Origin of the sequence: Microvirga makkahensis, from assembly GCF_009830105.1 — a bacterium.
In the GTDB taxonomy this organism is placed as follows: Bacteria; Pseudomonadota; Alphaproteobacteria; order Rhizobiales; family Beijerinckiaceae; genus Microvirga; species Microvirga makkahensis.
The window spans coordinates 101,272-126,381 of sequence record NZ_WURB01000001.1 but is presented as its reverse complement, the minus strand read 5'-3'; the positions used below and the strand labels follow the sequence as shown (position 1 = coordinate 126,381).

Genomic DNA, 25,110 nt, shown 5'->3' with positions numbered 1-25,110 from the left:
GAGAGTCGTGTCCAGGTATCCTCGGCTGACCCAACCCACGATCCACCCGATTTCTCATCGGGATCCGTTGGCGAACCATTCGTGGATCGCTTGCTCGACAATCTTATTTAAGCAACGGCTGGAAAAACATCACTTCCGCTCGTCGTGGGTGAGAAACGCGAGGGCCTCAGAGGTTACGAAATTCAGCATTGCGGGACGGTCGGGGGGGGAGGGGATAGTATATGTTATAAACATACATGAACGTGAGGGCTTTGACTTGTTCAGGACGGCACAGGAGACCGAAGAATGCCTTCCGAACAAGGGTTTGTCGCCGAAAATCGCACACTTGGTTGCCGAGCGTGCGAGACTTACAGTTGCTATCACTTCAGATGCCGTCGACCGCGAGGAGGAGATCCCCCTAGGCGCAACTAAGATAGGCGGTTACCCAGATCTTCCGCCTAGTATGGCTTGGCCTATCCGCCCGCCATATCCCAAAGGGGAAGACGTTCGCGAAGAGCATCTCAAGAGTGCCGGGAACATTCCAAAGATCAGTTGGATGTCTGAGGAGGAGCGTCGAAATCACCGTTCTGAGGCGCTTGAATTGGCCGATGGTGCAATGCGCGAGGCGCCCCTTGGCTTTATTGCACAGATTGACTTGGCTGCGGTTGCAGCTGTCGCCGATCTGGGCGCAGATTTCCCAAAGGAGGGCCGCCTTCTTCTCTTCTATGACGTTAAGCAGCAGCCCTGGGGCTTCCGACTGGGGGATGAAGTCAGAGCCCGTCTGATTTTCGACGAGACGCCGGTTTCGGCACTCATGCGCAAGTCTGCTCCAGAGGATATAGCCGAAACGCGAATGGATCCATTGCGCTGCAATTTGGCCGCCGCTCTCATTTGCGAGAGTCCTTATTCGCGGACCTTTGATAACTTCGAGGACAATGACGGAGATCTGCTCCTTGAGTGGAGCGACGATCTCGAGCTTCCCAATGGCAGCCATCGTGTCGGGGGCTATCCTACCCAAATACAGAATGACATGGCGTTGGAATGCGTGCTCCTGACCCGAGGGATTGATTTAAGTCACGGGTCTGAATTGGTGTTCGATAGCGACGTTGAGCGCGAGCGCCAGAGCTGGGTCTTCCTGGTCCAAATCGCGTCTGACGGTAACAACGCTATGATGTGGGGCGACTCCGGGATGCTCTATCTGTGGATCCACCGCGACGATCTGAAAATGCGCCGCTTCGTGAAGGCTCGATTGATTCTGCAGTGTCCTTGAGCGTGCATAAGAATGGACTTGGCAGAACCGACTCCACTGGCTCCCCAATAACGCGCAGCAAAAAGCCCGGCACTGGGCCGGGCTTCCCATCGTTTCGAGAAACAGGGGACTTCGACTAAGCCCCCATCGCCTTCTTGAGGTTCTCGTCGATCTTGTCGAGGAAGCCGGTGGTGGAGAGCCATTTCTGCTCGGCGCCGACGAGGAGGGCGAGGTCCTTGGTCATGTAGCCGGACTCGACCGTGTCGACGCAGACCTTCTCCAGGGTCGCCGAGAATTTGGCAAGCTCTTCGTTGCCGTCGAGCTTGGCGCGGTGCGCCAGGCCGCGGGTCCAGGCGAAGATCGAGGCGATGGAGTTCGTCGAGGTCTCCTTGCCCTTCTGGTGCTCGCGGTAGTGGCGGGTCACGGTGCCGTGGGCGGCTTCCGCTTCCACCGTCTGGCCGTCCGGCGTCATCAGAACGGAGGTCATCAGGCCGAGCGAGCCGAAGCCCTGCGCCACCGTGTCGGACTGCACGTCGCCGTCGTAGTTCTTGCACGCCCACACATAGCCACCCGACCATTTCAGGGCCGAGGCCACCATGTCGTCGATCAGGCGGTGCTCGTATGTGATGCCTGCGGCGTCGAACTTCGCCTTGAACTCGTTCTGGTAGACCTCCTCGAAGATATCCTTGAAGCGGCCATCATAGGCCTTGAGGATCGTGTTCTTCGTGGAGAGATAGACCGGATACTTGCGCATCAGGCCGTAGTTCATGGAGGCGCGGGCGAAATCGCGGATCGACTCGTCGAGATTGTACATGGCCATGGCCACGCCGGCGTCCGGGAACTTGAACACTTCCTTCTCGATGACGGTGCCGTCCTCGCCCTCGAACTTGATGGTCAGCCGGCCCTTGCCGGGCACCTTGAAGTCTGTGGCGCGGTACTGGTCACCGAAGGCGTGGCGACCGACGACGATCGGCTGGGTCCAGCCTGGCACCAGGCGCGGAACGTTCTTGCAGATGATGGGCTCGCGGAAGATCACGCCGCCGAGAATGTTGCGGATCGTGCCGTTGGGCGACTTCCACATCTCCTTGAGATTGAACTCCTTCACGCGGGCCTCGTCCGGCGTGATGGTGGCGCATTTCACGCCAACGCCATACTTCTTGATGGCCTCGGCCGCCTCGACGGTGACCTTGTCATTGGTGGCATCGCGGTGCTCGACGCCCAGATCGTAGTACTTCAGTTCGAGGTCGAGATAGGGGTGGATCAGCTTGTCTTTGATGTACTGCCAAATGATGCGGGTCATCTCGTCGCCGTCGAGTTCGACGACCGGATTGGCAACCTTGATCTTCGCCATGATCTCACCTTGCGCTTCTTGAGGAGCTGGAACAGGCCTGCCGGGCGACAGGCGGTTACTGGGGGCTATAGCGCGGTTGGAGCCCGTGGGGAAGGTGGGAGGATGCAGCGAATTCAGCGCTTTCCGGCGCGAGGGGGGCTTTTCCCTGTCTCGGCACAGGGCGTGAGGGCGAAAATGGTGTTGGCCATGGTCGCCTTGGTTCTCACGGTCTCGTCCGTTTTCCGTCGCCGGGTGATAGTCGCCGTCGCCTTCAGGAAGGCTCGGTCGCAGGCGCAGGCGCCCCAGCCCGTCCTTTCGTAGCAGAGGTCGTGCGCCCGGCAGGCCGCATCGAGGGCATCCGCGGGCCTGCCCCGGTTGATATCGCCGATTCCGCGCCAATTGCAGTGAAGGAGAGGCGAGGCACGCTGAGCGGAACCGGGACAGCCGGAGTCTCCAAAATGGCAGCCGGTGAGGCCGGAGAATGGCAGGGTGTTGGTTTCGATTCCGCCGGTAAGAAACCTGACCTGACGCGGACGCTTGGATGAAACGACAGGCCTGGAGCATCGGTCGTGAATGGTGAAATCGCGTTTTGGGGCGGATCCGATGCGCCAAACTCCGGAAGAGTGCGGCGTTCCAAGGAAGCGGATCACCACCACGCGGCCCGTGATGACGTGGAGAAGCGAATGGGGCGAGCCGGCGGAAAATCGTGCCTGCTTCTCGCTGACGCAGCCCTCGAGGTCCGCAGGATGCGCTAGCCGCACGGCCGCGTTTGGCGTTATGAGAAGACACCGTTGGGTCCATCGGGCCGATTTTGTCAAAGGCGCATCATGATCCGCCCCATCATCATCCTCGTGGAACCGCAACTTGCCGAGAATATCGGCATGGTCGCCCGGGCCATGGCCAATTTCGGCCTCTCGGAGCTGCGCATCGTCGCCCCCCGCGACGGATGGCCCCGCAAGGGCGCGCATTCGGCGGCCTCGGGCGCGGTGCATGTGCTGGAGGAAGCAAGGCTCTACGACACGGCCCGCGATGCCATCGCCGACCTGAACTTCGTCTTCGCCACCACGGCACGGGAGCGAGGCCAGATGAAGCGGGTGTTCGGGCCTGGCGAGGCCATGTCCGAGACCCACCGGCGTGGCGCGCAGGGGCAGCGCATCGGCATCCTGTTCGGGCGCGAGCGGACGGGCCTGGAGAACGACGAGGTGTCCCTCGCCGATGCCATCATCACCTTCCCGGTCGACCGGCAGTTCTCGTCCCTGAATCTGGCGCAGGCGGTGCTGCTGGTCTCCTACGAATGGTACAAGCTCGCCACCGGCGGGGCGCTGCCGTTTTCCGGCGAGCGCCTGTCGCCGCCCGCGCCGCGCGAGATGGTCACGTCGTTCTTTGACTATCTCGAAGCCGAGCTCGACGCGGTGAACTTTTACCCTGAGGACAAGAGGCCGACGATGACCCGCAACATGCGGGACATCTTCCACCGTCTCGAGATGACCGAGCAGGACGTGCGCACCCTGCGCGGGGCGATTCGCGCCCTTGCGGAAGGCCGCCGGTTGAGAAAACCTTAAAGAACCTAGCTCTAGTGTTGCCCGGTGCCGTTCGCACCGCACGTCCCGACCTGAGATCGCCATGCGCCGCTCGTTGATTGCCTTCGTCTTCCTCGGTTCCTGCCTCGCCGCTCCGCTGGGTTTCGCAGCAACCCCGCCGAAGCAGCCGGAGCAGGGGCCGGGCGGGTCGGATTACAAGATCGCGGAGGTGGTCAAGCGCGGGACCGGCACCGTCAGCTCGGGAGCCTACATATTCCATGGCGACGATACTCCCGCCGCTCGCCCGGTCGCGGTGTTCTTCCATTCCTGGGGAGCGGTGAACCCGGCCCTGTACGGCGGCTTCATCAATCACTTGGCCCGCAGGGGATATCTCGTCATCTTCCCGCGCTTCCAGGACGTGAACCGCTCCCGACCCGCGGACGCATCCGTCCGGGCAGAGGTCCTGATCTTCAATGCGCTGACGGCGCTCGCCGACGATCCACAGGCGCGGCCCGATCCGACGCGGGTTGTCTTCGTCGGTCATTCCGCAGGCGTGCCGATCGCGCTCAACGTGGCGGCCAATATCGAACAGAACCAGCTGCCCGCGCCGAGGCTGATCTTCGGCCTCGTTCCCGGCGGAGTCGCATCCACCGAGAAGGAGCGGGGCATCGTGCTGCGCGACCTCTCCACCGTGGATCGCCAGACCCTCCTGATCACCATGAACGGCGACCGGGAGCACCTGCCGGGCGACCGCGCCTCCCGCCGGATCTTCGAGGCCACCAGTGCGGTTCCCGCGACGCGCAAGCTGTTCATGCGCGCCAGCTCGGACGATCACGGCTATCCGCCGCTCACGGCGACGCTGGCCTTTCCCGGCTCGCCTAGAGCCGAATACGACGCCGCCGCCATCAAGCTTCTGCCGGAGCCGCCGCGCGATCCGAAGCAGAAGAACACATGGCGATGGAGCGCCGACATGGCGCTCACCGGCCCCCAGACCATCCTGACCCAGCAGCTCGGCAACAACGCCACCGATACGCTGGACTATCTCGCCGTCTGGAAGACCTTCGAGATGGCCGCCGAGGCGGCCTTCGCCGGCAAGGACGCGACCGCCCTCGCGCGGAATCCGAAATTCCTGGACATGGGCAGCTGGAGCGACGGCTGGCCCGTGCGGCGCCTGTCTGCGCAGATGCCGAAGGTGGAAGGGCAGGAGGAGAAACCGGAGCGCGGACCGCGCCGCAGGCTCAACATGAACCCGGCGGCGGACTCGAAGGAAGGCTTGGCCCAGTTGCCTGGCCGGCGTCCGTAAGCCACGCTTGCTCAAATCGGAATGGCTCTTTTCGTACGCGTATGCTCATGCGGGAAACGTGAAGGTCCTAGCCCGCGGCCAGGACCGGGGGCATTTTCAAGGCCGGTCGTAACAGCTCACCAGGGGAGGCTTCTTGGACGAAGGCTGGTCCGTCGGACAATCCGGCAGTTCGGGTTTGCACCTCCGCCGTTCCCACCGGCGATGGAGCCGTAGCCGCCGGTCAGAGTGGCGCCCCGACAATGCCCGAGTTTCCGGATCCGCCCGACATGACGTGGTCCAGGTCGGCCTGCTCGAGCGCCGATAATGTCGTTATCTGGTTCCTCCCCCGATCAACCCGGTCATCCTCCGCAGGCGCGAGTTGTGCACTTGTTTCGACGAAACACCGCATCAAGTCCCCGCGATTGTGGTGTGGATGCAGCCTGCGCGACGGCGGCTGCTTCAGGAATTCTTCACGGGTCGCTTCCATTATCGTGATGGAGCACACCCATGCGTATCGATCTTCTGGCCGGAGCGTCCTATAACCCGGCCGTCATGCCTTCACCTGTCCCCATGATCCTCGTGTTCGATTCCGGCCTCGGCGGCCTGACCGTCTTCTCCGAGGTGCTGAGGGCTCGCCCCGATGCCCGTTTCATCTATGCAGGGGACGATGCGGCTTTTCCCTATGGACGCCTCAGCGAGGAGGCTCTCACCGCCCGGGTTCTCTCGGTCATGGAGCGGCTGATCGGCCTCTACGAACCCCAGCTCGTGGTGGTGGCCTGCAATACCGCTTCGACCATCGTGCTGCCGCCGCTGCGTAAGCGTTTCTCGGTGCCCTTCGTCGGCACCGTTCCCGCCATCAAGCCCGCGGCGCTCGCAACCCGGACGGGTTACGTGACCGTGCTCGCCACGCCCGGCACCGTGGCGAGAGACTATACGCGCGACCTCGTCGAGACCTATGCGGCTGGCTGCAAGGTCAACCTTGTGGGCTCCCGCCGCTTGGCAGCCTTTGCCGAGGCGGAACTGGCGGGAAGCCCGGTTCCCGACGAGGATCTGCTGGCGGAACTCCGGCCGTGCTTCATGGAGGACGAGGGCGGACGGACGGATGTGGTGGCCCTAGGCTGCACCCATTATCCGCTGCTGCTGCCCCGCTTCCAGAAGCTCGCCCCCTGGGCCGTCACCTGGATCGATCCCGCGCCGGCCATCGCCCGCCGCGTTATCCAGCTCATCGGCCCGCCCGTTCCGGGGCACGAGGCGGACGAAAACGAGGCGATTGCGGTCTTCACGAGCGGGGCCGGCATCACCCCGGCCTACCGGGAGGCCCTGCGGAACAAGGGGCTCCCGGCCATCGTGGTGGAGGACATTCCGCTCCATCTCGGGTAACGCGCCCAAAGGGCGGCCTCGATTGACTTCTCTCCCGTTTTCACTTACATCCCTCCCGTTCGCGCGGTCCTCACGGGCCGCGTAACTTTTTACGCTCCCGTGGCCCGGCTCCGGCCGGCCTGTCGTCCCTTTGGGGAAGAGGAGGGCGCGTTCCTCGCCAATTCGACAACAAAGAGGAACAGCGATGTCGAAGCGCATTCAGGCCAAGCACAAGCTTGACCGCCGCATGGGCCAGAATATCTGGGGCCGCCCGAAGAGCCCCGTGAACCGCCGCGAATACGGCCCCGGCCAGCACGGCCAGCGCCGCAAGGGCAAGATGTCGGACTTCGGCACTCAGCTGCGCGCCAAGCAGAAGCTGAAGGGCTACTACGCCAACATCACCGAGAAGCAGTTCCGCCGCTACTATGCGGAGGCGATCCGCCAGAAGGGCGACTCCGGTGAGAACCTTATCGGCCTGCTCGAGCGCCGTCTCGACGCGATCGTGTACCGCGCGAAGTTCGTGGCGACCCCCTTCGCCGCCCGTCAGTTCGTCAACCATGGTCACGTGAAGGTCAATGGCCGCCGCGTGAACATCCCGAGCTATCTCGTGAAGGCTGGCGACGTGATCGAGGTGAAGGAAAAGTCCAAGCAGCTCGAGGTCGTGGTCGTTGCGTCGCAGCTCGCCGAGCGTGACGTTCCAGAGTATATCGAAGTCGATCACTCCAAGATGACGGCTCGCTTCACTCGCGTTCCGACCCTCTCCGAGGTGCCCTACCCGGTGCAGATGGAACCGAACCTGGTGATCGAGTTCTATTCGCGCTAATCGGCGAAGCCGATCTCAAACTGAAAAGGCCGCCCATTGGGCGGCCTTTTCAGTTTGTGCGCTTCTTACTGCTGCTGGGGAGCAGGGCCGTGCTGACCAGAGCCCATCGGGCCGTGGTGGCGCATTTCGGCGTGACGGCCGCGATGACCGTCGCGGCCGCGGCGCCCGTGCATGCCGATGCCGTCGTTCACGGCCTCACGCAGGAGGCGCGGAGCGATACGCTTCTGGTCCTCGCTGAGGATGTCCCAGAGCGGGCGCAGGGCCGTCGCAATCGCCGTGGAGGTCTGGGCGCGCTCGGTCTGCATGGTGCTGCGCCGTTCCAGGCGCTGCATGAAATCGGCTGACCGGCGCTGCTCCCGATTCTCCCGCATCTGCGTCATCCGGGCATAGCGCTGGTCGGCGGCGCTTCGGATGGCACTCTCCACGGGAGCCCAGAGCCGTTCCTGGTCGCCGGTGAGCTTCAGGCCGGCCTTGATCGCTGCGATGCGGGCATCGACCAGGCGGTTGAAGTCGTCCTGCGAGAGGCGGGGGCGGGCTTGCTGCGGCTGATCCTGCGCGGCAGGAGGCGTTGTGGGCGCGGGCGCCTGAGCGAAGGCGTAAGTCCCGACACCGGCCAGGATGGCGGCAGCAGTAGCGAGGGTGGTGATCTTTTTCATGCGGTAATCCTCCTTGAACACCGATGAAGCGAGAGTGATCCTACCCTGCTCTCGGCAGCATGACTCGTGCATGAACTTTTTGTCATCTTGCCGGGCAGGAGCCTTGTCCACGCGGGCGAGGGTGTGTGGTCCCGCACCGCATGTCCTTGGGCATGGGGGCAGATTTGCTCTGCCGTCGGTTCGATGGCCGCAATCCTCCCGAGAAAAAGGGGTCTGCGTGTTGTTATTTCATTACCATAAATGTTATATGGGATCGAATCGATCGCGCGGGGTCGAGGAAATGGCAGTCTATCACCGCCTCCCGCCGCAATCGGAAAAGTCAATCGAACGGATTTCGCGAGAGGCAGCGTCGTGGACGAAGCCACCAGACCAGCACAGTCGGACATACGGAAAAGGCGCACCGGTCGTTGGGGGGCGATGATCGGTGTCGCGCTGGCGGTGGCGTTCCTGGGAGGTGCCGCCCTCGCGAGAAAACCGGTTTCCAAAAGCCCTCCCGAGTTGCTGCACGAAACGGGTTTGTATGCGGATGTCGAGCGGCATCAGATCGACCCGCAACATCTCGAGTTCTCTCCGCAATATCCGCTCTGGTCCGATGGCGCGGTCAAGCGGCGCTGGATCTCGCTGCCGGCACGGGCGGCGATCGACGGCTCCAACCCAGATGTGTGGGTCTTCCCGGTGGGAACCCGGTTCTGGAAGGAGTTCTCCTTTGGAGGCCGCCGCATCGAGACAAGGTATATGGAGCGGCAGGGAGATGGCACCTGGCGCTACGCCACCTATGCCTGGAACGAGGATCAGACCGAGGCTCGCTTGGTCTCCGAGAAGGGCAGGCCGAAGGCCTTCGATTTCGGGGGAGGCCGCTCACACTTCATTCCCAGCATCGACGACTGCAAGTCCTGCCATCGGGGGCACCCGGCGGAGGTGCTGGGCTTCGGCACGCTGCAATTGTCGCCCGCCCGTGATCCGAACGCCATCCACGGCGAGCCCATGCCCGCGCCCGGGGTCGATCTGGGCTACCTCGTCGAGAACAAGCTCCTGAAACGTCTCCCGAGAGCCTTGCTCAAGAAGCCACCGGTCATCGACGGCGCTACGCCTGCCGAGAGGGCTGTATTGGGCTACCTTCACGGCAATTGCAGCCATTGCCACAACGACGCGGGATCCATGCGGAATCTCGGCTTCTCGCTGCAGCACGTGCAGCGCCCCGCCCGGAACCGGGCCGAGCGCGCCATCGCGACGGCCGTCGGACAGCCGGTCAGGGGGCACGTTCCCGGACAGGCGCCGGACGCGAAGCTGCGCATCGAGCCCGGCCAGCCGGAACGCAGTGTGCTGCTACGGCGAATGAGCTCCCGCAATCCGCTCGTGCAAATGCCGCCCGTGGGCACCGTTGTGCCCGACGACGAGGCCATTCGCCTCGTTGCCCAGTGGATTCGAGATCTGGAGTCACCGGTTCCATCAGCCGAGGCGTCTGGAAAAAGCGCCCAAACAAAGTGAGAGAGGCCCTATGAAAATAAGTCGTATTGTTTTGCTCGCAGCCGCCGTCGCGATATCCGTGCCTGCAGCCGCGGTCGCCCAGAGCAAGAAATCCGCCAAGAACGCACAGGTGAAGCGAGGGGAATACCTGGTCAACTCCGTCGGCTGCCATGATTGCCACACGCCGATGAAGATGGGAGCGAACGGCCCGGAGCCCGACATGACGCGGATGCTCTCAGGGCATCCTCAGGACATGCAGGTGCCGCCCGCGCCCGCATCGAGCGGCCCTTGGGTGATCCACGCCGCGCCCTTGACGGCTTGGTCGGGGCCTTGGGGGCTATCCTTCGCCGCCAATCTCACGCCCGATCCAGAGACCGGGGTTCTCCGGGACTTCACGGAGCAGCAGTTCATCCAGGCGATCAGGACGGGCAAGCACCAGGGGCAGGGGCGGCCCATCCTTCCGCCGATGCCTTGGCCCGCGTTCAAGAACATGACGGACGCTGATCTGAAGGCCATCTTCGCCTATCTGCGCCAGATCCCCCCGATCAAGAACAAGGTTCCTGATCCCGTTCTCGCAGGCGCTCAATAAGGGGCGGCCGAACGGATCCAAGACATCAGCCTGACATCCCTCAGGGTGTTGGGCCCTTCTTATGACAGCCGCTTCAGGAATCCCGCGAAGCGCATCAGGCCTTCGGGCCAAGGGCCGTGTCCGCTCTCCGTATTCAGGTGCCCGGCATCGCCCGCGTCGACGATGGACGCGCCCCAGGAATAGGCGATGTCCTCCGCCTTCGCATAGTCGCAATGCGGGTCCGTGCGGCTGGCCACGAGCACGGACGGGAAGGGCAGGGGATCGCGCGGGATCGGCGCGAAGGCGCGATCGATGGCAGGGATGAAGTCGGGTCTCTCCACATCCGGTAGGCTCACCAGGAAGGCACCCTGAACCTTGCCGGCGGCAAGCAGCGGAGCGGCATGGGCGATGGCCAGAACGCCGAGGCTGTGGCCGACCAGCACGACGGGCTTTTCCGCGCGCTTCACGTCCTGAGCGATCCGCTCGGCCCACTTGTCCTTGTTGGGGGCGTCCCAGTTCTCCTGCTCGACGCGCCATGCGGTCGAAAGCTGCCGCTCCCACCGGCTTTGCCAATGGTCGGCTCCGGAATTCGTGTAGCCTGGAACGATGAGGATGTCGCAGTCGGAGGTTTTCATGGACCCGAGATAAAGGTGCGCCGCCGCCGGTTCAAGCGCTGCGCTTCAACTCCATGACCCTGGCCTCGGCCGCTTTCAGGATGGCCTCGCGCTTGGTGATGTAGTCGCGGGTCAAGGGCACCACGTCGCTGCGCTTGGCCAGCTGTACTTGGAACACCACCGCGTCCTGCCAGCGGAAAGCGGATTCGGACATGGCGAGGTAGCATTCCCACATCCGGCAGAACCGCTCGTCATAGAGCTTCAGCGCCTCGTCGCGACGGGCCATGAAGCGCTCGCGCCAAGCCTTGAGCGTATAGGCGTAGTGCAGGCGCAGGATCTCGATATCGGCGACCACCAGCCCTGCGCGCTCGATGGCTGGCGTCATTTCCGATAAGGTCGGCAGATGGCCGCCCGGGAAGATGTAGCGGGTGATCCAGGGATTGGTGGGGTAGGGCGCTCCGGTACGGCCGATGGTGTGCAGCAGCATCACGCCATCGTCCTTCAGGAGCCTGCGGCAGGCCTGAAAATACTCGTCGTAGGAGGCCAGGCCCACATGCTCGAACATGCCGACGGAAACGATCCGGTCGAAGCTGCCGGAGGTGGCGCGGTAGTCCTCGAGTTCGAACTTTACCCGCTCGCCGAGGCATGCGGCGGCCGCGCGCTTGCGGGAGACCTCCAGCTGCTCCTCCGAGAGGGTCACGCCCTTCACGAGGCCTGCGCCGGCAACGCTCGCCAGGTACAGGCCCATGCCGCCCCATCCGGAGCCGATATCGAGCACGCTGTGGCCCTGCTCGACCAGGAGCTTCGCCGCGATGTGCCGCTTCTTGGCGGCCTGAGCCTCCTCGAGACTTGCATCCGGGCGTTCGAAGTAGGCGCAGGAATATTGTCTGTCGCTGTCGAGGAATAGGGAGTAGAGCCGTCCGTCGAGGTCGTAATGGTGGGCGACGTTCCGCTTGGAGCGGGTTGCGTCGTTCTCGCCGCGCAGGGTCAGCCATTGCCGGATCTTACGGAGGTGGTGGAGGGGAAGATCGTCGAGCTCGCCGCGGGTGTCCTGGAGCAGGAGCTGGAGAAGTCCCAGGATATCGCCTTCCTCGATGAGGAGCCTGCCGTCCATGTACAATTCGCCGAGCTTCAGTTCAGGATGAAGGCAAAGGGCCGTCTCAGCCGCGCTGTCCGTGAAGCGGATTGCGACTTCCGGGAGCCCGCCGTCGCCGAAGGTGAAGGTCTGTCCCTTGGCGGTGGTCATCCTGAGGCTGCCCCGCCTCACGGCGCGCGCGAAGGCGGTGGCGAGGATCTTCTCTGACAACATGGACACAATCCCCGTGTCGATGATCTCCTGCACGGGGATTGTTGCCCTTTAGGCAAAAATGTCCAGAGGCCGAGCTATGCCGTGGCCGAGCCGAAGACCCGCGTGAAGATCGTATCCACATGCTTAAAGTGGTAGCCCAGGTCGAAACAGGCCTCGATGTCCTCCGGGCTCAGGTACTTGGTCACATCGGGGTCGTTCTTGAGGAGGGTCAGGAACTCGCCTTCGCCGCGCCAGACCGGCATGGCGTTGCGCTGGACCAGACGATAGGCGTCCTCGCGGGAGGCTCCCTTCTGGGTGAGCGCCAGCAGAACGCGCTGCGAGTGAACGAGGCCGCCGAGGCGGTCCAGGTTCTTCTGCATGTTCTCCGGATAGACCACGAGCTTGTCGATGACGCCCGTGAGGCGCGCCAGGGCGAAGTCGAGGGTCACGGTGGCGTCCGGGCCGATCATGCGCTCGACGGAGGAGTGGGAGATGTCCCGCTCGTGCCAGAGCGCCACGTTCTCCATGGCGGGCAGCGCATAGGCGCGCACCATGCGGGCGAGGCCGGTGAGGTTCTCCGTCAGCACCGGGTTGCGCTTGTGCGGCATCGCCGAGGAGCCCTTCTGGCCCGCCGAGAAGTATTCCTCGGCCTCCAGAACCTCACTGCGCTGCAGGTGGCGCACTTCCGTAGCCAGTCGCTCGATGGAGGAGGCGATCACGCCGAGCGTCGCGAAATACATGGCGTGACGGTCCCGCGGGATCACCTGGGTCGAGACGGGCTCCACCTGGAGGCCCATCTGCTCGGCCACGTATTCCTCCACGCTGGGGTCGATATTGGCGAAGGTGCCGACCGCCCCAGAGATCGCACAGGTGGAAATCTCCCGCTGGGCCTCGATGAGGCGCAGCTTGCAGCGCTCGAATTCCGCGTAGGCCTGGGCCAGCTTGAGGCCGAAGGTGGTGGGCTCCGCGTGGATGCCGTGGGAGCGCCCGATGGTCGGCGTCATCTTGTGCTCGAAGGCGCGGCGCCTGATGGCGGCGAGCAGCTCGTCCATGTCACGCAGAAGGATGTCGGTGGCCCGGGCGAGCTGCACGTTGAAGGTAGTGTCCAGCACGTCGGAGGACGTCATTCCCTGATGGACGAAGCGAGCCTCGGGACCCACGATCTCGGCGAGATGGGTGAGAAAGGCAATGACGTCATGCTTCACCTCGCGCTCGATGGCGTCGATGCGCTCCACGTCGAAGGTGGCCGTGGAGCCCTTCTCCCAGACCGTCTCCGCGGCCTCCCGGGGCACGACGCCGAGATTGGCGAGAGCCGTGGTGGCATGGGCCTCGATCTCGAACCAGATGCGGAACTTGGTTTCCGGCGACCAGATGGCCACCATCTCGGGACGGCTGTAACGGGGGATCATGACTCTTCTCCTGCGGACAAGGCGCGAAGCTCAACGAAACCGTTGAGAACCGGAGCCTTTCCGCATTCTGGCGGTCGGCGTCAACGGTCGTGGGAACGGCTCCAGGGGACGATGGCATGGTGACTATGTGATGACCGGGGCGATGACAAGCCTCGTGTATCCTCGGCACGACAGTGCATTACCCGCGAAATCGCTCCAAGTCTCTGATCTTGCGAGTTTTGTTTGAGGCTTTTCGGAAAATGTGGCGACTGCCACCGGATCTGACGGAAAATTCAAGACGCTAGGTGAATCTTATGTGGGATTGGCGTGGCGCCGCCGCCGGTTCTGCGCGAGCTTCGGATCACCATAGAAATTAGTTCGTTCCAACAGGTAGGCCGGCTCTGCCGCCTTCATTTTCGAGCGCTGTTGGGCGGGCTCCTCGTATGGGTTCAGGGGAAGGGTCATCGGCAACTCGGCGAAAGTGAATGAGCTTCACTGCTGGCACCCAAGGACCGACCTGAAACGCGAGATCACCCGTAGAGTTGCAGAGGTCATCGCTGGATATGGTCGCCCGCAGCGGCATAGGAATGGCCAGCGCATCGTGCGGAGAAGCAGACCCGGTTTTCCGCCTGATGCGCTCTTGAGAGAGTGGAGCATCGGCCCCAAAGGTGCACCTTTGAGGCCGATGCTCGAGGCGGAGGCTCATGCCGCCCTGTCCTGCTCAAGGTGCAGGTAGGTCGGGTCGAAGTCGCCGACTTGCTTCAGCTTCGCCCAATCAGGAACGGTGAGCCGTATCCCGTTCGTCTCGATTAGACCATCCGTGCGCAATTGCTGAAAAACCCTGTTGACGTGTACGGTCGTGATGCCAAGCGCATCGCCGAGCTCGGACTGGGTGATTGGCAGATCACAGGTGTGGTCCTCCGCAAGGTCCACTGCTCTTAGGCGCGTCAGCAACTCGCACAGAAGGTGCGCGGTCCGGCTGTAGGCTTCACGCCTGCCGATATTGATCACCCATTCACGGAAAATAGCTGCGTCGACGAGGGTTTCGCGCCAGAAGGCTGCTGCGATCCGAGGGTTGCGGGTGCAGAGGTCGTGCAGAGCTTCATGCGGGATAAAACCGACCTTGCATGACTCGATGGTGCCCACGCTGCTGTCCAGCACCTTCAGGTGCAGGCTTTGCAGGTCGGGGATGTCACCCGAGATGTTGAAGGCGACGATCTGGCGCTTGCCGTCTGCCGTAACTTTGTAAGTGCAGGCAAAGCCTTCCAAGATCAGGCAGGAACGGGAGGGTCGGTCACCCTCACGCACGATGTCCTGATCGGTCTTTAGGTTCATCACCTGCATCGGCAGGCTTGATAGGGCCTGCCTCTCGTCATCCGTAAGCGTGAAGATGCTCTCTAGCTTGCGGATCCGCGGACTATCAAGAAAGTTGTGAGTTGCAACCAAGATGACGCTCCCCTGTGTTGTAGGCGGGAGCACCCGTATCTCTCAGCCATCGGCGCCTATGGTTGGTTCCCGATGATGAAACGACTATCTCACGGATGTTAATACTTGTCACTTTCTTATGTGGGCCTTGGCATCAAACATGAGTTGCGACGCGAGGCAATCGATCATGAACAGGGCGCAGGGGAGGAGCATTCAGCGGCGATAGGACGTTGAGCGGCATGCCCAGATTTTACCGCCATATTCGGCAAGGCGGCCGGCTTATCCAAGACCCTGACGAGATTGAACTTCCCGGCCTCGCTGCTACTCGGGCTGAGGCTCTCGGGGGCATCCGAGATGTTCTGGCCGAGGCGATCAGACATGGAGCGGATGACGCGTTAGACGATGCCATCGTCCCTGGAGCCGTTCCCACCACCGTTGACGCCGACCGCCAGAATGCGGAAAGGCTCCGGTTCTCAACGGTTTCGTTGAGCTTCGCGCCTTGTCCGCAGGAGAAGAGTCATGATCCCCCGTTCGCCGCGGGATGACCACGGCCGAGAACGTATCCTCTCAACTCCACCAAAACGGGGAGATGGGCTCGTGCCCGATGACAGGGAGATGGCTGCCAGGGGGACAGCCAACGACCTACAGGGTTTGTCCCAGACGCGAACGTCAGGTTTGATTCCTGTGACAGCGGATCACGACTTGACACATCCACGCGGGTGATGCGCCCGCGCGGTGGCACGATAGCCGCCGATCTCAGCGGGCCTTCTCGGCAGCCTCGCGAATGGCAGCCATGTTGGCCGCATAGGCGGACGGCCCGCCCTTGAAGGTGGCGGAGCCCGCCACAAGGGCATTGGCGCCGGCTGCGGCCACGAGGGGAGCCGTCTCGGACGTCACGCCGCCGTCGATCTCGATGTCGATGTCGCGGTCGCCGATCATGGCCTTGACCCGGCGCACCTTCTCGCAGACCGGGCTGATGAAGGCCTGCCCTCCGAAGCCGGGGTTCACCGTCATGAGGAGCACCAGATCCACCATGTCGAGCACGGGCTCGATGGCTGATTCGTGCGTGCCGGGATTGAGCACGACCCCGGCCTTCTTGCCGAGCGCCCGGATCGTCTGCAGGGAGCGATGCAGATGCGGGCCTGCCTCCGCATGGATGCTGATGATGTCCGCGCCCGCCTTGGCGAAGGCCTCCAGGTAGGGATCGACGGGAGCGATCATCAGGTGCACGTCGAACACCTTCGATGTGTGGGGACGCAGCGCCTTCACCACATCCGGACCGATGGTGATGTTGGGCACGAAATGACCGTCCATCACGTCGATATGGATCCAGTCGGCACCGGCGGCATCGACGGCGCGGATTTCCTCGCCGAGCTTGGAGAAGTCGGAGGCGAGGATGGAGGGGGCGATCAGAAGCGGGCGTGTCATGGGAGGGCGGTAGCACGCGCTTGCTCCCACGGCAACGGGCTTGCGCGATTGTCATGGGCCAATTCAATACCACTTACCTGGGGAGAGACGCTTTTGCCGCAGGAATTGCATGGACGCTCTCACCGGAACGGGAGTAGAAATCCTTGTGAAACGGGGCGGAAAGCTCCGCTCTCCCCACGAGAGCCAAACAACGCAGGCAGGGCTTCATGCGTAAGGATGTTGTTGTTCTTGGCGCCGGCATCGTCGGCGTGTCCATTGCTGTGCATTTGCAGAAGCGCGGCCGTTCCGTTCTCCTGATCGACAAGCGCAAGCCGGGCGAGGAAACCTCCTTCGGCAATGCGGGGCTGATCCAGCGCGAGGGCGTGTACCCCTATGGCTTCCCTCACGATTTCGGGGCGCTGCTGCGCTATGCCCTGAACAACACCATCGACGCCCATTATCACTGGAGCGCCATTCCGAGGATCGCGCCGTTCCTGTTCCAGTACTGGATGCATTCGCGCCCGGCTCAGCACAAGGCGATCGCACGCATGTACGCGCCGCTCATCGAGCGCAGCGTCACCGAGCACATGGCTCTGGCCGAGGAATCGGGCTCCACGCATCTGATCCGCCCGACCGGCTGGCTGAAGGTGTTCCGTGACGAGAATACCCGGGACGAGCAGTTCCGCGATGCCGAGAACGTGAAGCGCGACTTCGGCGTGAGTTTCGAGGCCCTCGATACGAAGGGCGTGGCGGAGCGCGAACCGCACCTCAAGGTCTCGACCAAGGGCGGCATCCACTGGACGGACCCGGCGACGGTCACCGATCCCCACCAGCTCACCATGGGCTATGTGAGCCTGTTCGAGCGCCTCGGCGGCGAGCTAGCGGCGGGCGACGCCAGGACGCTCGAGGAAACCTCGACCGGGTGGCAGGTCCAGACCGAGAAGGGCATGGTGGAGGCGGGGGCCGTGGTCGTGGCGCTCGGCGCCTGGGCCGACGTGGTGACGAAGCGGCTCGGCTACAATCTGCCGCTCGCGGTCAAGCGCGGCTATCACATGCACTACAAGCCGGAAGGCAATGCGGTGCTCAACCGCCCGACCCTGGATTTCGACCGCGGCTACTTCCTGGCGCCCATGCTGAAGGGTATTCGCCTCACGACGGGAGCGGAATTCGCTGTGCGCGATGCGCCCAAGACGCCGGTGCAGCTGGCCCGGGCCGAGCCCATCGCCCGCGAGTTCTTCCCCCTTGGCGAGCGGGTCGACCCGGAACCGTGGATGGGCATGCGCCCCTGCACGCCGGACATGATGCCGATCATCGGCAAGGCTCCGCGCCATAAGAACCTGTGGTTCGGCTTCGGCCACGCCCATCACGGCCTTACCCTCGGTCCCGTCACGGGCCGCCTGCTGGCCGAGATGATCACGGGCGAGACGCCGATGGTGGATCCGAAGCCCTACCGCGTCGAACGGTTTTAGGCTCTCCGCCCGCGGTGTCGCGCCACGTCCCTCCAGACTCATGCTTCGTCATGGCCGGGCTCGCCCCGGCCATCCCCGTGTTAGAAGCCGCCGTGCCCCAAAGACGAGGATCCCCGGCACAAGGCCGGGGATGACGTGCTATGACTTTCAGTCCTGGACGAGCCCGCCGAACCTGTCTCTCCAGGCGGGCAGGGCACCGGGGAAGGACAGGGCGGTGGCCTCGTAAATTCCGCGGGCGACGGCGCGGGCAAGGCAGTCGCCGGCGAGAGCCCCGATCTCGATAAAATCCGACGCTTCGTCCATCAGGGGTTTTTTGCCCGTCGCAGCGGAGAAGACAGTGTCGCCGTCATACAATGCATGGGCGAAGCGCAGACCCTTCGCGAGGCCGTCATGGGCAATGACCGCGAGGCGCTTGGCCTGAGCCTTGGTGAGAACGGCATCGGTCGCAACGAGCGCGATGGTCGTGGACATGGGGGGCGCGGCCTCCCGCGCGCGGCCCTTCCAGGCGAGCTTTCGCATCTCGGGCGTGATCCGGGGCGGAAGTCCCAGCCCCCCGAATTCCCGGCCCTCCTCGTAAGCCCCGGCCCAGAAATGCGGCCCCTCGCCGATGAGCGTCGAGGCCAGGGCATTGACGACGACGAGCGCGCCGACCGTATGGCCCGCGCTGGTCACGGCGCTGACGGAGCCGAGGCCGCCCTTCAGGTCGACCGTCGTGGCGCCATAGCCCCCGCCCGCCGTGCCCAGGGCGAAGTCGGAACCGGCGTTCCTGGCGGCTTCGTAGCCGAGCTCGCGATAGGGCGGGTAACGCCCCCAATCCTTGTTGCCCCCGTTGAGCAGGTCGAAGGTGATGGCCTGCGGGACCAGGGGCACGAGGGCCGGGCCGACGGCGAAGCCGATGCCCCTCTCGCGCAGGAAGGCCTGCACGCCGCCGGCGGCGTCAAGGCCGAAGGCCGAGCCGCCCGACAGAACGAGGCCGTTGATCCCGGGCACGACCTTGTCGGGCTCCAGAAGGTCCGTGTCGCGGGTGCCGGGCGCTCCGCCATTGACCGCGTAGGAGGCCACGGCGGGTTCTTCGAAGAGGACGGCCGTCACCCCGGAGGCCAGGGCAGGGTCGTGGGCGTTGCCGACCCGGAGGCCTGCGACATCGGTGATGAGATTGCGCTGCGCTGTCATGCCTTAGGCAACCTCAAAAGGGCGGGCTTCACAACCCGGCGAGCCCCGCATCCACCAGCTTTCTCAAACAGCCGGAAAAGGCTAGAAGGCGGCATGCTCAGCGTTTCCTTTCCTGCCGCGGCCCTCGGCGGCCTCATCAGCTTCTTGAGCCCCTGCGTCCTGCCGCTGGTCCCGCCATATCTGTCCTTCCTGGCCGGCACGACCTTCGATCGGCTCCATGCGGGGGACGATGGGGCCGTTCGCCGCCGCGCGATCCTGGCCGCGCTGCTCTTCGTGGCGGGTTTTTCCACCGTGTTCGTGCTCCTGGGGGCCACGGCCTCGGCTCTGGGGCAGGCGGTCCGGCAGTATCTCGACGTGCTCAGCACCATCGCGGGTATCGCCATCATCGTGATGGGCCTGCATTTCCTCGGCGTTTTTCGAATCGGCCTGTTTTACCGGGAGGCCCGCTTCTCGGTGGAGAAGCCGGTCGGCCTCTGGGGCGCCTATGTGATGGGTCTCGCCTTCGCCTTCGGCTGGACGCCCTGCATCGGGCCCGTCCTCGCAGCCATCCTGGCGGTGGCGGGGTCGGAGCAGAGCGTCTCCTACGGCGCCATGCTGCTCGCGGCCTATTCGGCGGGCCTCGGCATTCCTTTCCTGCTCGCGGCCTTCGCCATGAGGCCGTTCGTCGTCCTGCTGAAACGCATGCGCTCCCGCTTCGGCGTCGTGGAGAAGGTGATGGGCGTGCTGATGATCCTCACCGGCATCGCCTTTCTCACCGGCTGGATCACCAACATGTCGTTCTGGCTGCTGGAGACGTTTCCGGTGCTGGGGACGCTGGGCTGAACGTCACAGGAAACGGGTCGCACTCCGGCGGAGTCTCTGCACATTTGAGGGTCTCGGCAAGGAGACCTTTCATGACGTTTCACATGCGTGGCCTCGAGGCCGAAGCCTTCGCGCCCCTGTTCGGGCTCAGTGACCCGGATCTGCACGCGATCGGCGCGAAGCGGGTCTACGCTGACGAGGCCGATGCCTATCCCTGCCGCGTCACCCTGACCCGGGTCCCCGCGGGGACGGAGCTGCTGCTGGTCAATCACGTGCACCAGCCGGCGGCGTCCTCGCCTTACCGCGCCAGCGGGCCGATCTTCGTCAGCCGCTCGGCCGCGACGGGACATTACCGGGGCGAACTGGCGCCCATCCTGATAAACCGCCTCCTTTCGCTGCGGGCCTATGACGCCGCGGCCATGATCGTCAATGCGGACGTGGCGGAAGGCGATGCCGTTCTCGACGTGATCGAACGCTTCCTGGCCGACCGTCAGGTGGCTCATGTGGACGCGCATTTCGCCCGCAGAGGCTGCTTCGCGGCCCGGATCGAGCGCGCCTGAGACATCTGGGGGAACAAGAGACCACAGGCGGCTGGCCCACGGCCAAGGCTTTCATGAGAAAACCCGCCCTGTTGCCAGGACGGGTCAGATAGGCGGTTTAGAAGCCGTCGATTACATGCCGACTTCGTTGCCGCTGTAGTCGATCTTGCCGTCGGCGGTCTTCTTCCAGACATACACGACGTAGTCCGGACGGGTGATGTCGCCCTTCTTGTCGAAGGTGAGGTCGCCGATCACGGTCTTGAAGGGCTTGCCGGCCTTGATGGCCTTGGCAACCTTCTGGCCGTCGGTGCTGCCGGCCTGCTTCGCGGCTTCGACGAGGACCTGAGTCGCGGCGTAGGAGTACAGGGTGTACGCCTCGGGCTCGTAGTTCTTCGCACGGAACTTCGCGACGACGTCCTGAGCCGCCGGGTTCTTGCGGGGATCGGGAGCGAAGGTCATCAGCGTGCCTTCGGCGCCGGGGCCGGCGATGGAGGTGAACTCCGCCGACACGATCCCGTCACCCGACATGAGCGGGGCGTTCAGGCCCTGGTCGCGCATCTGGCGGATGATGAGGCCGGCTTCCGTGTGGAGGCCGCCGAAATAGACCACGTCGACGCCGGCCTGCTTCAGCTTGGATACGAGAGCGGAGTAGTCCTTCTCGCCCGGGTTGATGCCTTCATAGGCGACTTCCTTCAGGCCCTTTGCGTTCATGGCCTTCTGGGTCTCGTCGGCAAGGCCCTTGCCGTAGGGGGTCTTGTCGTGGACGATTGCGACCTTCTTGCCTTTGAAGTTGTTGGCGAGATAGGTGCCGGCAACGAGGCCCTGCTGGTCGTCGCGGCCGCAGGTGCGGAAGGTGTTCCACATGCCGCGGTCGGTGAAGGTCGGGTTCGTCGAGGCCGGCGACACCATGACGATGCCTGCCTCCTCGTAGACGGACGAAGCCGGAATCGAGACGCCGGAGTTGAAGTGGCCGACCACGAACTTCACGCCTTCGGCTGCGAACTTGTTGGCCACCGACACGCCCTGCTTGGGATCGGCCACGTCGTCGCCGACCACGAGCTCCAGCTTCTGGCCATTGATGCCACCAGCGGCATTGATATCCGCAACGGCCTGCTCGACGCCGTTCTTCAGCTGGGCGCCGAAAGCTGCGTTCGCACCGGTAATGGGGCCAGCAACGCCGATCTTGATCTGGGCGCTGGCTGCGCTGGAGAAGGCGAGGCCAAGACCAAGCGCCACGCCGGTCAACAGCAATTTTTTCATGAGGTCACTCCTCTGGGTTGTTTTATTGGCCCCTCTTCCTCAGGGAGCCGGTTTGACGGGAGACCCGTCATCCAAGGTAACATCATGCTGTTTTTTAAGACGTTGTCACCTGGGAATCTTTTGGACTTAGCCCTTGGTCGCAGAAGCCTTTTCGCGCCAAGAGAAAGGACCGTTCCGCTCGTAGAGCCAGCGGTACTGGGTCGTCATCATGCGGGCGCGGCGGTACTGGAAGCCGAGCGAACCGATGATCAGCAGGACGATCGTGTCCACCGCGTAATAGTGGACCGACAGCAGCGTTCCTCCGAACAGAGCGAAGTGGATGAAGCGCACTGCTGCCCCGAGGATGAACAGGTACAGGATCAGGGTCCAGAAAGGCCGCCAGGTGAGGGCGATGGCCCGTCCCGTCATCCAGGCCGCCCAGCCGCCCATGATCACCGTGATGAGAAGAAAGAGCCAGATCGAAGGCTCTTCGTAGAGAATGCCCTGCATCAGTGGTGCCCTCCTTCGAGATAGGCCGCCCGGACCTGCGGATCCTCGAGCAGTTCCTTGCCCGTGCCGCTCATGGTGATGTTGCCGGTCACCATCACGTAGCCGCGATGGGCGAGCTTGAGGGCGTGATAGGCGTTCTGTTCGACGAGGAAGACGGTCATCCCGTCCTTCTCGTTGAGTTCCTTGATGATCGAGAAGATCTGCTTCACGATCAGGGGGGCGAGACCCAGGGACGGCTCGTCCAGGAGGAGGAGCTTGGGCCTGCTCATGAGCGCGCGGGCGATGGCCAGCATCTGCTGCTCGCCGCCGGAGAGGGTGCCGCCGCGCTGCTGCAGGCGCTCCTTCAGGCGCGGGAACAGGGTGCAGACCCGCTCGAGATCCTGGTCGAAATGGGCGAACCCGTTGATCGACGCGCCCATCTGGAGGTTCTCGAAGACCGTCATGCGCGGGAAGATGCGCCGCCCCTCCGGGGATTGGGCGATGGAAAGCTGCGCGATCTCGTGGGTCGGCATCTTCGTGATGTCGCGGCCCGCATAGGTGATCGTGCCCTCCCGCGCCCGCGGGTTGCCGAAGATCGTCATCATCAGCGTCGACTTGCCGGCGCCGTTGGCGCCGATAAGCGTGACGATCTCGCCTTCGTGGACGTCCATGTCCACGCCCTTGAGGGCGATGATGTTGCCGTAATAGGTCTTGACGCCGCGCACGCTCAGGAGCGGCTCGCGGCCCGCGTTCAGCGCGGTCTGTTGAATGCTTGCTCCAGCGGTCATGCGCCGATCTCCGCTTCCACCTTCTCGACTTCCTCGTCGGCCACGCCGAGATAGGCGGCGATGACCTTGGGATCGTTGCGCACCTCGGCGGGCAGCCCGTCGGAGATCTTGGTGCCGTAATCGAGCACCACCACGTGATCCGAGATCTCCATGACGACGGACATGTCGTGCTCGATCAGGAGGATCGATGTGCCGTGATCCCTGCGGATCGAAAGAAGGAGATCGTTCAGTTCGAGCGACTCGCGCGGGTTGAGGCCCGCCGCCGGCTCGTCGAGGCAAAGCAGGAGCGGGTCCGTGCACATGGCGCGGGCGATCTCCAGGCGGCGCTGATCCCCGTAGGGCAGATCGCCCGCCGGATCGTCGGCCCGGTGCATGAGCCGGGTCTTCTCCAGCCAGAACTTCGCCTTCTCGATGGCCTCCTTCTCGGCCTGGCGATAGCCGCCGAGCCCAAGAACGCCGAGGAACGTGAATCCGGAGGCGATCATCAGCGGGTTGTGCTGGGCCACCAGCAGGTTCTCGAGCACGGTCATGCCGGAGAACAGGCGGATGTTCTGGAAGGTGCGGGCGACCTTGGCCTTCCAGTTGATGTCGAAGCCGGGGAGCCTCTCCAGCAGCAGATGCGAGCCGTCTGGCTTGCGCAGGGCCAGCATGCCCTCCGTCGGCTTGTAGAAGCCGGTGATGCAGTTGAAGACGGTCGTCTTGCCGGCGCCGTTGGGGCCGATGAGCGCGGTGATGTCGCCGCGACCGGCCTGGAAGGAGAGGTCGTTGACGGCGACGAGGCCGCCGAAGCGCATCGTAAGATGCTGTACGTCGAGGATGGGATCCTGCAGCCAGCGCATTAGCCGTGTCCTTCCTTCACGAGCGAGCCGGAGATGGCCTTGCGCTCTTTCAAGATCACCGAGGGTTCGCGCTCCGATATCAGTCCGCGCGGACGCCAGACCATCATCGCCACCATGCCGAGGCCGAAGAGCAGCAGGCGGTACTCGTTCGGGTCGAAGCCTTCGCCGAACACGGCCTTGAGGAAGGTCAGGTTGCGCAGGACCTCGGGGCCGCCGACCAGAACGATGGCCGCGATGGCGACGCCGATCTGGGAGCCCATGCCGCCCATGACCACGATCGCCAGGATGATTGCCGATTCCAGGAAGTTGAAGCTTTCCGGGGAGACGAAGCCCTGCCGGACGGCAAAGAAGGAACCCGCGAAGCCGCCGAACATGGCGCCGATCGCGAAGGCCGTCAGCTTGGTGTTCGTGGTGTTGATGCCCAGGGAGCGGCAGGCGATCTCGTCCTCGCGCAGGGCTTCCCACGCGCGTCCCACGGGCAGCTTGCGCAGGCGCATGGTGACGAAGTTGGTGAGCAGCGCGAGCGCCAGGATGAGGTAGTACAGGAAGATCATCCTGTGCATGCCGTTGAACTCGAGCCCGAAGGTCGCCGCGAAACCGTCTTCGCTTGCCGTGAACGGAATGCCGAAGAAGGTAGCGCGCGGGATCGACGAGATGCCGGCGGCGCCGTTGGTGACGTCCACCCAGTTGATGAGCACCAGGCGGATGATCTCGCCGAAGGCCAACGTCACGATGGCGAGATAGTCGCCGCGCAGGCGCAGCACGGGGAAGCCGAGGATCATGCCCCAGAAGGCGGCGAGAATGCCGGCGAGAGGCAGGCAGATCCAGAACGACAGCCCAAAGGTGGTCGAGAGAAGGGCGTAGGAGTAGGCCCCGACCGCATAGAAGGCGACATAGCCCAGATCGAGAAGGCCCGCGAGGCCCACCACGATGTTGAGACCCCAGCCGAGCATCACATAGGTGAGGATCAGGATGCCGAGGTCGATCCAGTAGCGGGATTCGTTCAGCCCTCCCTGAATGAGATAGATCAGCACCGGGAAGGCGATCGCCACGCCCAGGAAGAAGGGAATTGCGAACCTCGAGACATGCTGGAAGGCGCTCGGTTGTGCGTGGACGAGCTCCGTCGCCTGCCTGGGGCTGGGAATGGCCTTCCGATACGCCCGGGATGCCGTGAAGGCGTGGATCAGGAGGCGCAGGCCGAACACGATGGCCGTCACGATCAGCGCCAGCCCCCATCGGGAGCTCAGGAACAGATCGGCTCCGCTCTGCTCCGTCCTGAAGGACAGGATCGGAATGGACAGGCCGAAGGTGATGAGGGCCGACCTGAAGGCGTCCTTGAGGGCCGCACTCAGGTCGAAGGTCTTGGTGACGGCCTCCGTCTGGGCCGAGGCTGTGATGGAAGGAGCGTTCATGCCTGC

General features: G+C 63.8%; 25 protein-coding genes. 11 read left to right on the top strand and 14 right to left on the bottom strand.

Annotation, left to right across the window (positions count from 1 at the left end; genetic code table 11):
• The first annotated feature begins 7 nt into the window (after positions 1-7).
• On the top strand, positions 8-1,249 hold the full coding sequence (locus GR328_RS00710; RefSeq protein ID WP_343039248.1) for a YwqG family protein: 1,242 nt from the start codon (positions 8-10) through the stop codon (positions 1,247-1,249).
• A gap of 115 nt (positions 1,250-1,364) precedes the next feature.
• Here GR328_RS00710 and GR328_RS00705 read toward each other — a convergent pair whose 3' ends face one another.
• Both GR328_RS00705 and GR328_RS00700 read right to left on the bottom strand, forming a co-directional pair.
• Positions 1,365-2,579: an NADP-dependent isocitrate dehydrogenase gene (locus GR328_RS00705; RefSeq protein ID WP_160882616.1), complete on the bottom strand. Its 1,215-nt coding sequence runs from the start codon at positions 2,577-2,579 to the stop codon at positions 1,365-1,367.
• 113 nt (positions 2,580-2,692) lie between these two features.
• Entirely contained in the window at positions 2,693-3,319 is a 627-nt protein-coding gene (locus tag GR328_RS00700; RefSeq protein WP_160882615.1) for a phospholipase A2 family protein, read from the bottom strand.
• A gap of 66 nt (positions 3,320-3,385) precedes the next feature.
• Here GR328_RS00700 and GR328_RS00695 point away from each other — a divergent pair, with 66 nt between their 5' ends.
• The 4 genes from GR328_RS00695 (at position 3,386) to rpsD (ending at position 7,542) form a co-directional block, all read left to right on the top strand.
• Positions 3,386-4,120: an RNA methyltransferase gene (locus GR328_RS00695; protein ID WP_160882614.1), complete on the top strand. Its 735-nt coding sequence runs from the start codon at positions 3,386-3,388 to the stop codon at positions 4,118-4,120.
• A 61-nt stretch (positions 4,121-4,181) separates the two neighbouring features.
• On the top strand, positions 4,182-5,381 hold the full coding sequence (locus GR328_RS00690) for an alpha/beta hydrolase family protein (RefSeq protein ID WP_160882613.1): 1,200 nt from the start codon (positions 4,182-4,184) through the stop codon (positions 5,379-5,381).
• Between the two features lie 486 nt (positions 5,382-5,867).
• Complete coding sequence (gene murI, locus GR328_RS00685; protein WP_160882612.1) at positions 5,868-6,740, top strand: glutamate racemase; 873 nt, start codon at positions 5,868-5,870, stop codon at positions 6,738-6,740.
• 184 nt (positions 6,741-6,924) lie between these two features.
• Positions 6,925-7,542, top strand: coding sequence for a 30S ribosomal protein S4 (gene rpsD / locus GR328_RS00680; RefSeq protein ID WP_160882611.1), 618 nt, complete (start codon positions 6,925-6,927; stop codon positions 7,540-7,542).
• Positions 7,543-7,607: 65 nt separating this feature from the next.
• Here rpsD and GR328_RS00675 read toward each other — a convergent pair whose 3' ends face one another.
• Positions 7,608-8,198 (bottom strand): Spy/CpxP family protein refolding chaperone, encoded by a 591-nt coding sequence (locus tag GR328_RS00675; RefSeq protein WP_160882610.1) that lies wholly within the window; start codon positions 8,196-8,198, stop codon positions 7,608-7,610.
• Between the two features lie 417 nt (positions 8,199-8,615).
• On the opposite strand from GR328_RS00675, the gene GR328_RS00670 reads away from it, so the two are divergent.
• Both GR328_RS00670 and GR328_RS00665 read left to right on the top strand, forming a co-directional pair.
• Entirely contained in the window at positions 8,616-9,686 is a 1,071-nt protein-coding gene (locus GR328_RS00670; protein WP_160882609.1) for a hypothetical protein, read from the top strand.
• Positions 9,687-9,696: 10 nt separating this feature from the next.
• Entirely contained in the window at positions 9,697-10,254 is a 558-nt protein-coding gene (locus GR328_RS00665) for a c-type cytochrome (RefSeq protein ID WP_160882608.1), read from the top strand.
• A 59-nt stretch (positions 10,255-10,313) separates the two neighbouring features.
• On the opposite strand, the gene GR328_RS00660 is transcribed toward GR328_RS00665, so the two are convergent.
• The 4 genes from GR328_RS00660 to GR328_RS00645 form a co-directional block, all read right to left on the bottom strand.
• Positions 10,314-10,868, bottom strand: coding sequence for an RBBP9/YdeN family alpha/beta hydrolase (locus tag GR328_RS00660; protein WP_160882607.1), 555 nt, complete (start codon positions 10,866-10,868; stop codon positions 10,314-10,316).
• Between the two features lie 31 nt (positions 10,869-10,899).
• Positions 10,900-12,156, bottom strand: coding sequence for a cyclopropane fatty acid synthase (locus GR328_RS00655; protein ID WP_160882606.1), 1,257 nt, complete (start codon positions 12,154-12,156; stop codon positions 10,900-10,902).
• Positions 12,157-12,230: 74 nt separating this feature from the next.
• The gene (gene purB / locus GR328_RS00650; protein ID WP_160882605.1) at positions 12,231-13,544 is read right to left on the bottom strand and encodes an adenylosuccinate lyase; all 1,314 of its coding nucleotides are present in this window, start codon (positions 13,542-13,544) and stop codon (positions 12,231-12,233) included.
• Positions 13,545-14,225: 681 nt separating this feature from the next.
• On the bottom strand, positions 14,226-14,969 hold the full coding sequence (locus tag GR328_RS00645; protein ID WP_246215620.1) for a Crp/Fnr family transcriptional regulator: 744 nt from the start codon (positions 14,967-14,969) through the stop codon (positions 14,226-14,228).
• Positions 14,970-15,187: 218 nt separating this feature from the next.
• Between GR328_RS00645 and GR328_RS28420 the strand changes: the two genes are divergently transcribed.
• Complete coding sequence (locus tag GR328_RS28420) at positions 15,188-15,493, top strand: DUF6894 family protein (protein WP_425486994.1); 306 nt, start codon at positions 15,188-15,190, stop codon at positions 15,491-15,493.
• 211 nt (positions 15,494-15,704) lie between these two features.
• Here GR328_RS28420 and rpe read toward each other — a convergent pair whose 3' ends face one another.
• Complete coding sequence (gene rpe / locus GR328_RS00640; RefSeq protein WP_160882604.1) at positions 15,705-16,376, bottom strand: ribulose-phosphate 3-epimerase; 672 nt, start codon at positions 16,374-16,376, stop codon at positions 15,705-15,707.
• 206 nt (positions 16,377-16,582) lie between these two features.
• Between rpe and GR328_RS00635 the strand changes: the two genes are divergently transcribed.
• Positions 16,583-17,824, top strand: coding sequence for an NAD(P)/FAD-dependent oxidoreductase (locus GR328_RS00635; protein ID WP_160882603.1), 1,242 nt, complete (start codon positions 16,583-16,585; stop codon positions 17,822-17,824).
• A gap of 147 nt (positions 17,825-17,971) precedes the next feature.
• On the opposite strand, the gene GR328_RS00630 is transcribed toward GR328_RS00635, so the two are convergent.
• Entirely contained in the window at positions 17,972-18,997 is a 1,026-nt protein-coding gene (locus tag GR328_RS00630; RefSeq protein ID WP_160882602.1) for a P1 family peptidase, read from the bottom strand.
• Between the two features lie 93 nt (positions 18,998-19,090).
• On the opposite strand from GR328_RS00630, the gene GR328_RS00625 reads away from it, so the two are divergent.
• Together GR328_RS00625 and GR328_RS00620 are read left to right on the top strand one after the other, a co-directional pair.
• A complete protein-coding gene (locus GR328_RS00625) occupies positions 19,091-19,819 on the top strand; it encodes a cytochrome c biogenesis CcdA family protein (RefSeq protein WP_160882601.1) in 729 nt (242 codons plus the stop codon).
• 71 nt (positions 19,820-19,890) lie between these two features.
• Complete coding sequence (locus tag GR328_RS00620) at positions 19,891-20,358, top strand: DUF1203 domain-containing protein (RefSeq protein WP_160882600.1); 468 nt, start codon at positions 19,891-19,893, stop codon at positions 20,356-20,358.
• Positions 20,359-20,469: 111 nt separating this feature from the next.
• Here the strand turns inward: GR328_RS00620 and GR328_RS00615 are convergent, their stop codons facing one another.
• The 5 genes from GR328_RS00615 to livM form a co-directional block, all read right to left on the bottom strand.
• Positions 20,470-21,597: a branched-chain amino acid ABC transporter substrate-binding protein gene (locus GR328_RS00615; protein WP_160882599.1), complete on the bottom strand. Its 1,128-nt coding sequence runs from the start codon at positions 21,595-21,597 to the stop codon at positions 20,470-20,472.
• Between the two features lie 126 nt (positions 21,598-21,723).
• Positions 21,724-22,086 carry a DUF6867 family protein gene (locus GR328_RS00610; protein WP_160882598.1) on the bottom strand — a complete coding sequence of 121 codons (363 nt, stop codon included), beginning with the start codon at positions 22,084-22,086 and terminating at the stop codon, positions 21,724-21,726.
• Positions 22,086-22,853, bottom strand: coding sequence for an ABC transporter ATP-binding protein (locus tag GR328_RS00605; RefSeq protein ID WP_160882597.1), 768 nt, complete (start codon positions 22,851-22,853; stop codon positions 22,086-22,088). The genes GR328_RS00610 and GR328_RS00605 overlap by 1 nt, the downstream gene beginning before the upstream one ends.
• Positions 22,850-23,692 (bottom strand): ABC transporter ATP-binding protein, encoded by an 843-nt coding sequence (locus tag GR328_RS00600; protein ID WP_160882596.1) that lies wholly within the window; start codon positions 23,690-23,692, stop codon positions 22,850-22,852. Before GR328_RS00600 ends, GR328_RS00605 begins: the two co-directional genes overlap by 4 nt.
• On the bottom strand, positions 23,692-25,104 hold the full coding sequence (gene livM / locus GR328_RS00595) for a high-affinity branched-chain amino acid ABC transporter permease LivM (protein ID WP_160882595.1): 1,413 nt from the start codon (positions 25,102-25,104) through the stop codon (positions 23,692-23,694). Before livM ends, GR328_RS00600 begins: the two co-directional genes overlap by 1 nt.
• Positions 25,105-25,110 lie beyond the last annotated feature (6 nt).

Excerpts from the sequence above, each read along its gene's own strand:
- GR328_RS28420 (WP_425486994.1), top strand. The coding sequence starts at position 15,188 with ATGCCCAGATTTTACCGCCATATTCGGCAAGGCGGCCGGCTTATCCAA.
- GR328_RS00630 (WP_160882602.1), bottom strand. The coding sequence starts at position 18,997 with ATGACAGCGCAGCGCAATCTCATCACCGATGTCGCAGGCCTCCGGGTC.
- GR328_RS00655 (WP_160882606.1), bottom strand. The coding sequence starts at position 12,156 with ATGTTGTCAGAGAAGATCCTCGCCACCGCCTTCGCGCGCGCCGTGAGG.
- murI (WP_160882612.1), top strand. The coding sequence starts at position 5,868 with ATGCGTATCGATCTTCTGGCCGGAGCGTCCTATAACCCGGCCGTCATG.
- GR328_RS00615 (WP_160882599.1), bottom strand. The coding sequence starts at position 21,597 with ATGAAAAAATTGCTGTTGACCGGCGTGGCGCTTGGTCTTGGCCTCGCC.
- GR328_RS00670 (WP_160882609.1), top strand. The coding sequence starts at position 8,616 with ATGATCGGTGTCGCGCTGGCGGTGGCGTTCCTGGGAGGTGCCGCCCTC.
- GR328_RS00635 (WP_160882603.1), top strand. The coding sequence starts at position 16,583 with ATGCGTAAGGATGTTGTTGTTCTTGGCGCCGGCATCGTCGGCGTGTCC.
- GR328_RS00675 (WP_160882610.1), bottom strand. The coding sequence starts at position 8,198 with ATGAAAAAGATCACCACCCTCGCTACTGCTGCCGCCATCCTGGCCGGT.
- GR328_RS00665 (WP_160882608.1), top strand. The coding sequence starts at position 9,697 with ATGAAAATAAGTCGTATTGTTTTGCTCGCAGCCGCCGTCGCGATATCC.
- GR328_RS00610 (WP_160882598.1), bottom strand. The coding sequence starts at position 22,086 with ATGCAGGGCATTCTCTACGAAGAGCCTTCGATCTGGCTCTTTCTTCTC.
- GR328_RS00695 (WP_160882614.1), top strand. The coding sequence starts at position 3,386 with ATGATCCGCCCCATCATCATCCTCGTGGAACCGCAACTTGCCGAGAAT.
- GR328_RS00705 (WP_160882616.1), bottom strand. The coding sequence starts at position 2,579 with ATGGCGAAGATCAAGGTTGCCAATCCGGTCGTCGAACTCGACGGCGAC.
- purB (WP_160882605.1), bottom strand. The coding sequence starts at position 13,544 with ATGATCCCCCGTTACAGCCGTCCCGAGATGGTGGCCATCTGGTCGCCG.
- rpe (WP_160882604.1), bottom strand. The coding sequence starts at position 16,376 with ATGACACGCCCGCTTCTGATCGCCCCCTCCATCCTCGCCTCCGACTTC.
- GR328_RS00600 (WP_160882596.1), bottom strand. The coding sequence starts at position 23,692 with ATGCGCTGGCTGCAGGATCCCATCCTCGACGTACAGCATCTTACGATG.
- GR328_RS00660 (WP_160882607.1), bottom strand. The coding sequence starts at position 10,868 with ATGAAAACCTCCGACTGCGACATCCTCATCGTTCCAGGCTACACGAAT.
- GR328_RS00620 (WP_160882600.1), top strand. The coding sequence starts at position 19,891 with ATGACGTTTCACATGCGTGGCCTCGAGGCCGAAGCCTTCGCGCCCCTG.
- livM (WP_160882595.1), bottom strand. The coding sequence starts at position 25,104 with ATGAACGCTCCTTCCATCACAGCCTCGGCCCAGACGGAGGCCGTCACC.
- rpsD (WP_160882611.1), top strand. The coding sequence starts at position 6,925 with ATGTCGAAGCGCATTCAGGCCAAGCACAAGCTTGACCGCCGCATGGGC.
- GR328_RS00605 (WP_160882597.1), bottom strand. The coding sequence starts at position 22,853 with ATGACCGCTGGAGCAAGCATTCAACAGACCGCGCTGAACGCGGGCCGC.
- GR328_RS00625 (WP_160882601.1), top strand. The coding sequence starts at position 19,091 with ATGCTCAGCGTTTCCTTTCCTGCCGCGGCCCTCGGCGGCCTCATCAGC.
- GR328_RS00690 (WP_160882613.1), top strand. The coding sequence starts at position 4,182 with ATGCGCCGCTCGTTGATTGCCTTCGTCTTCCTCGGTTCCTGCCTCGCC.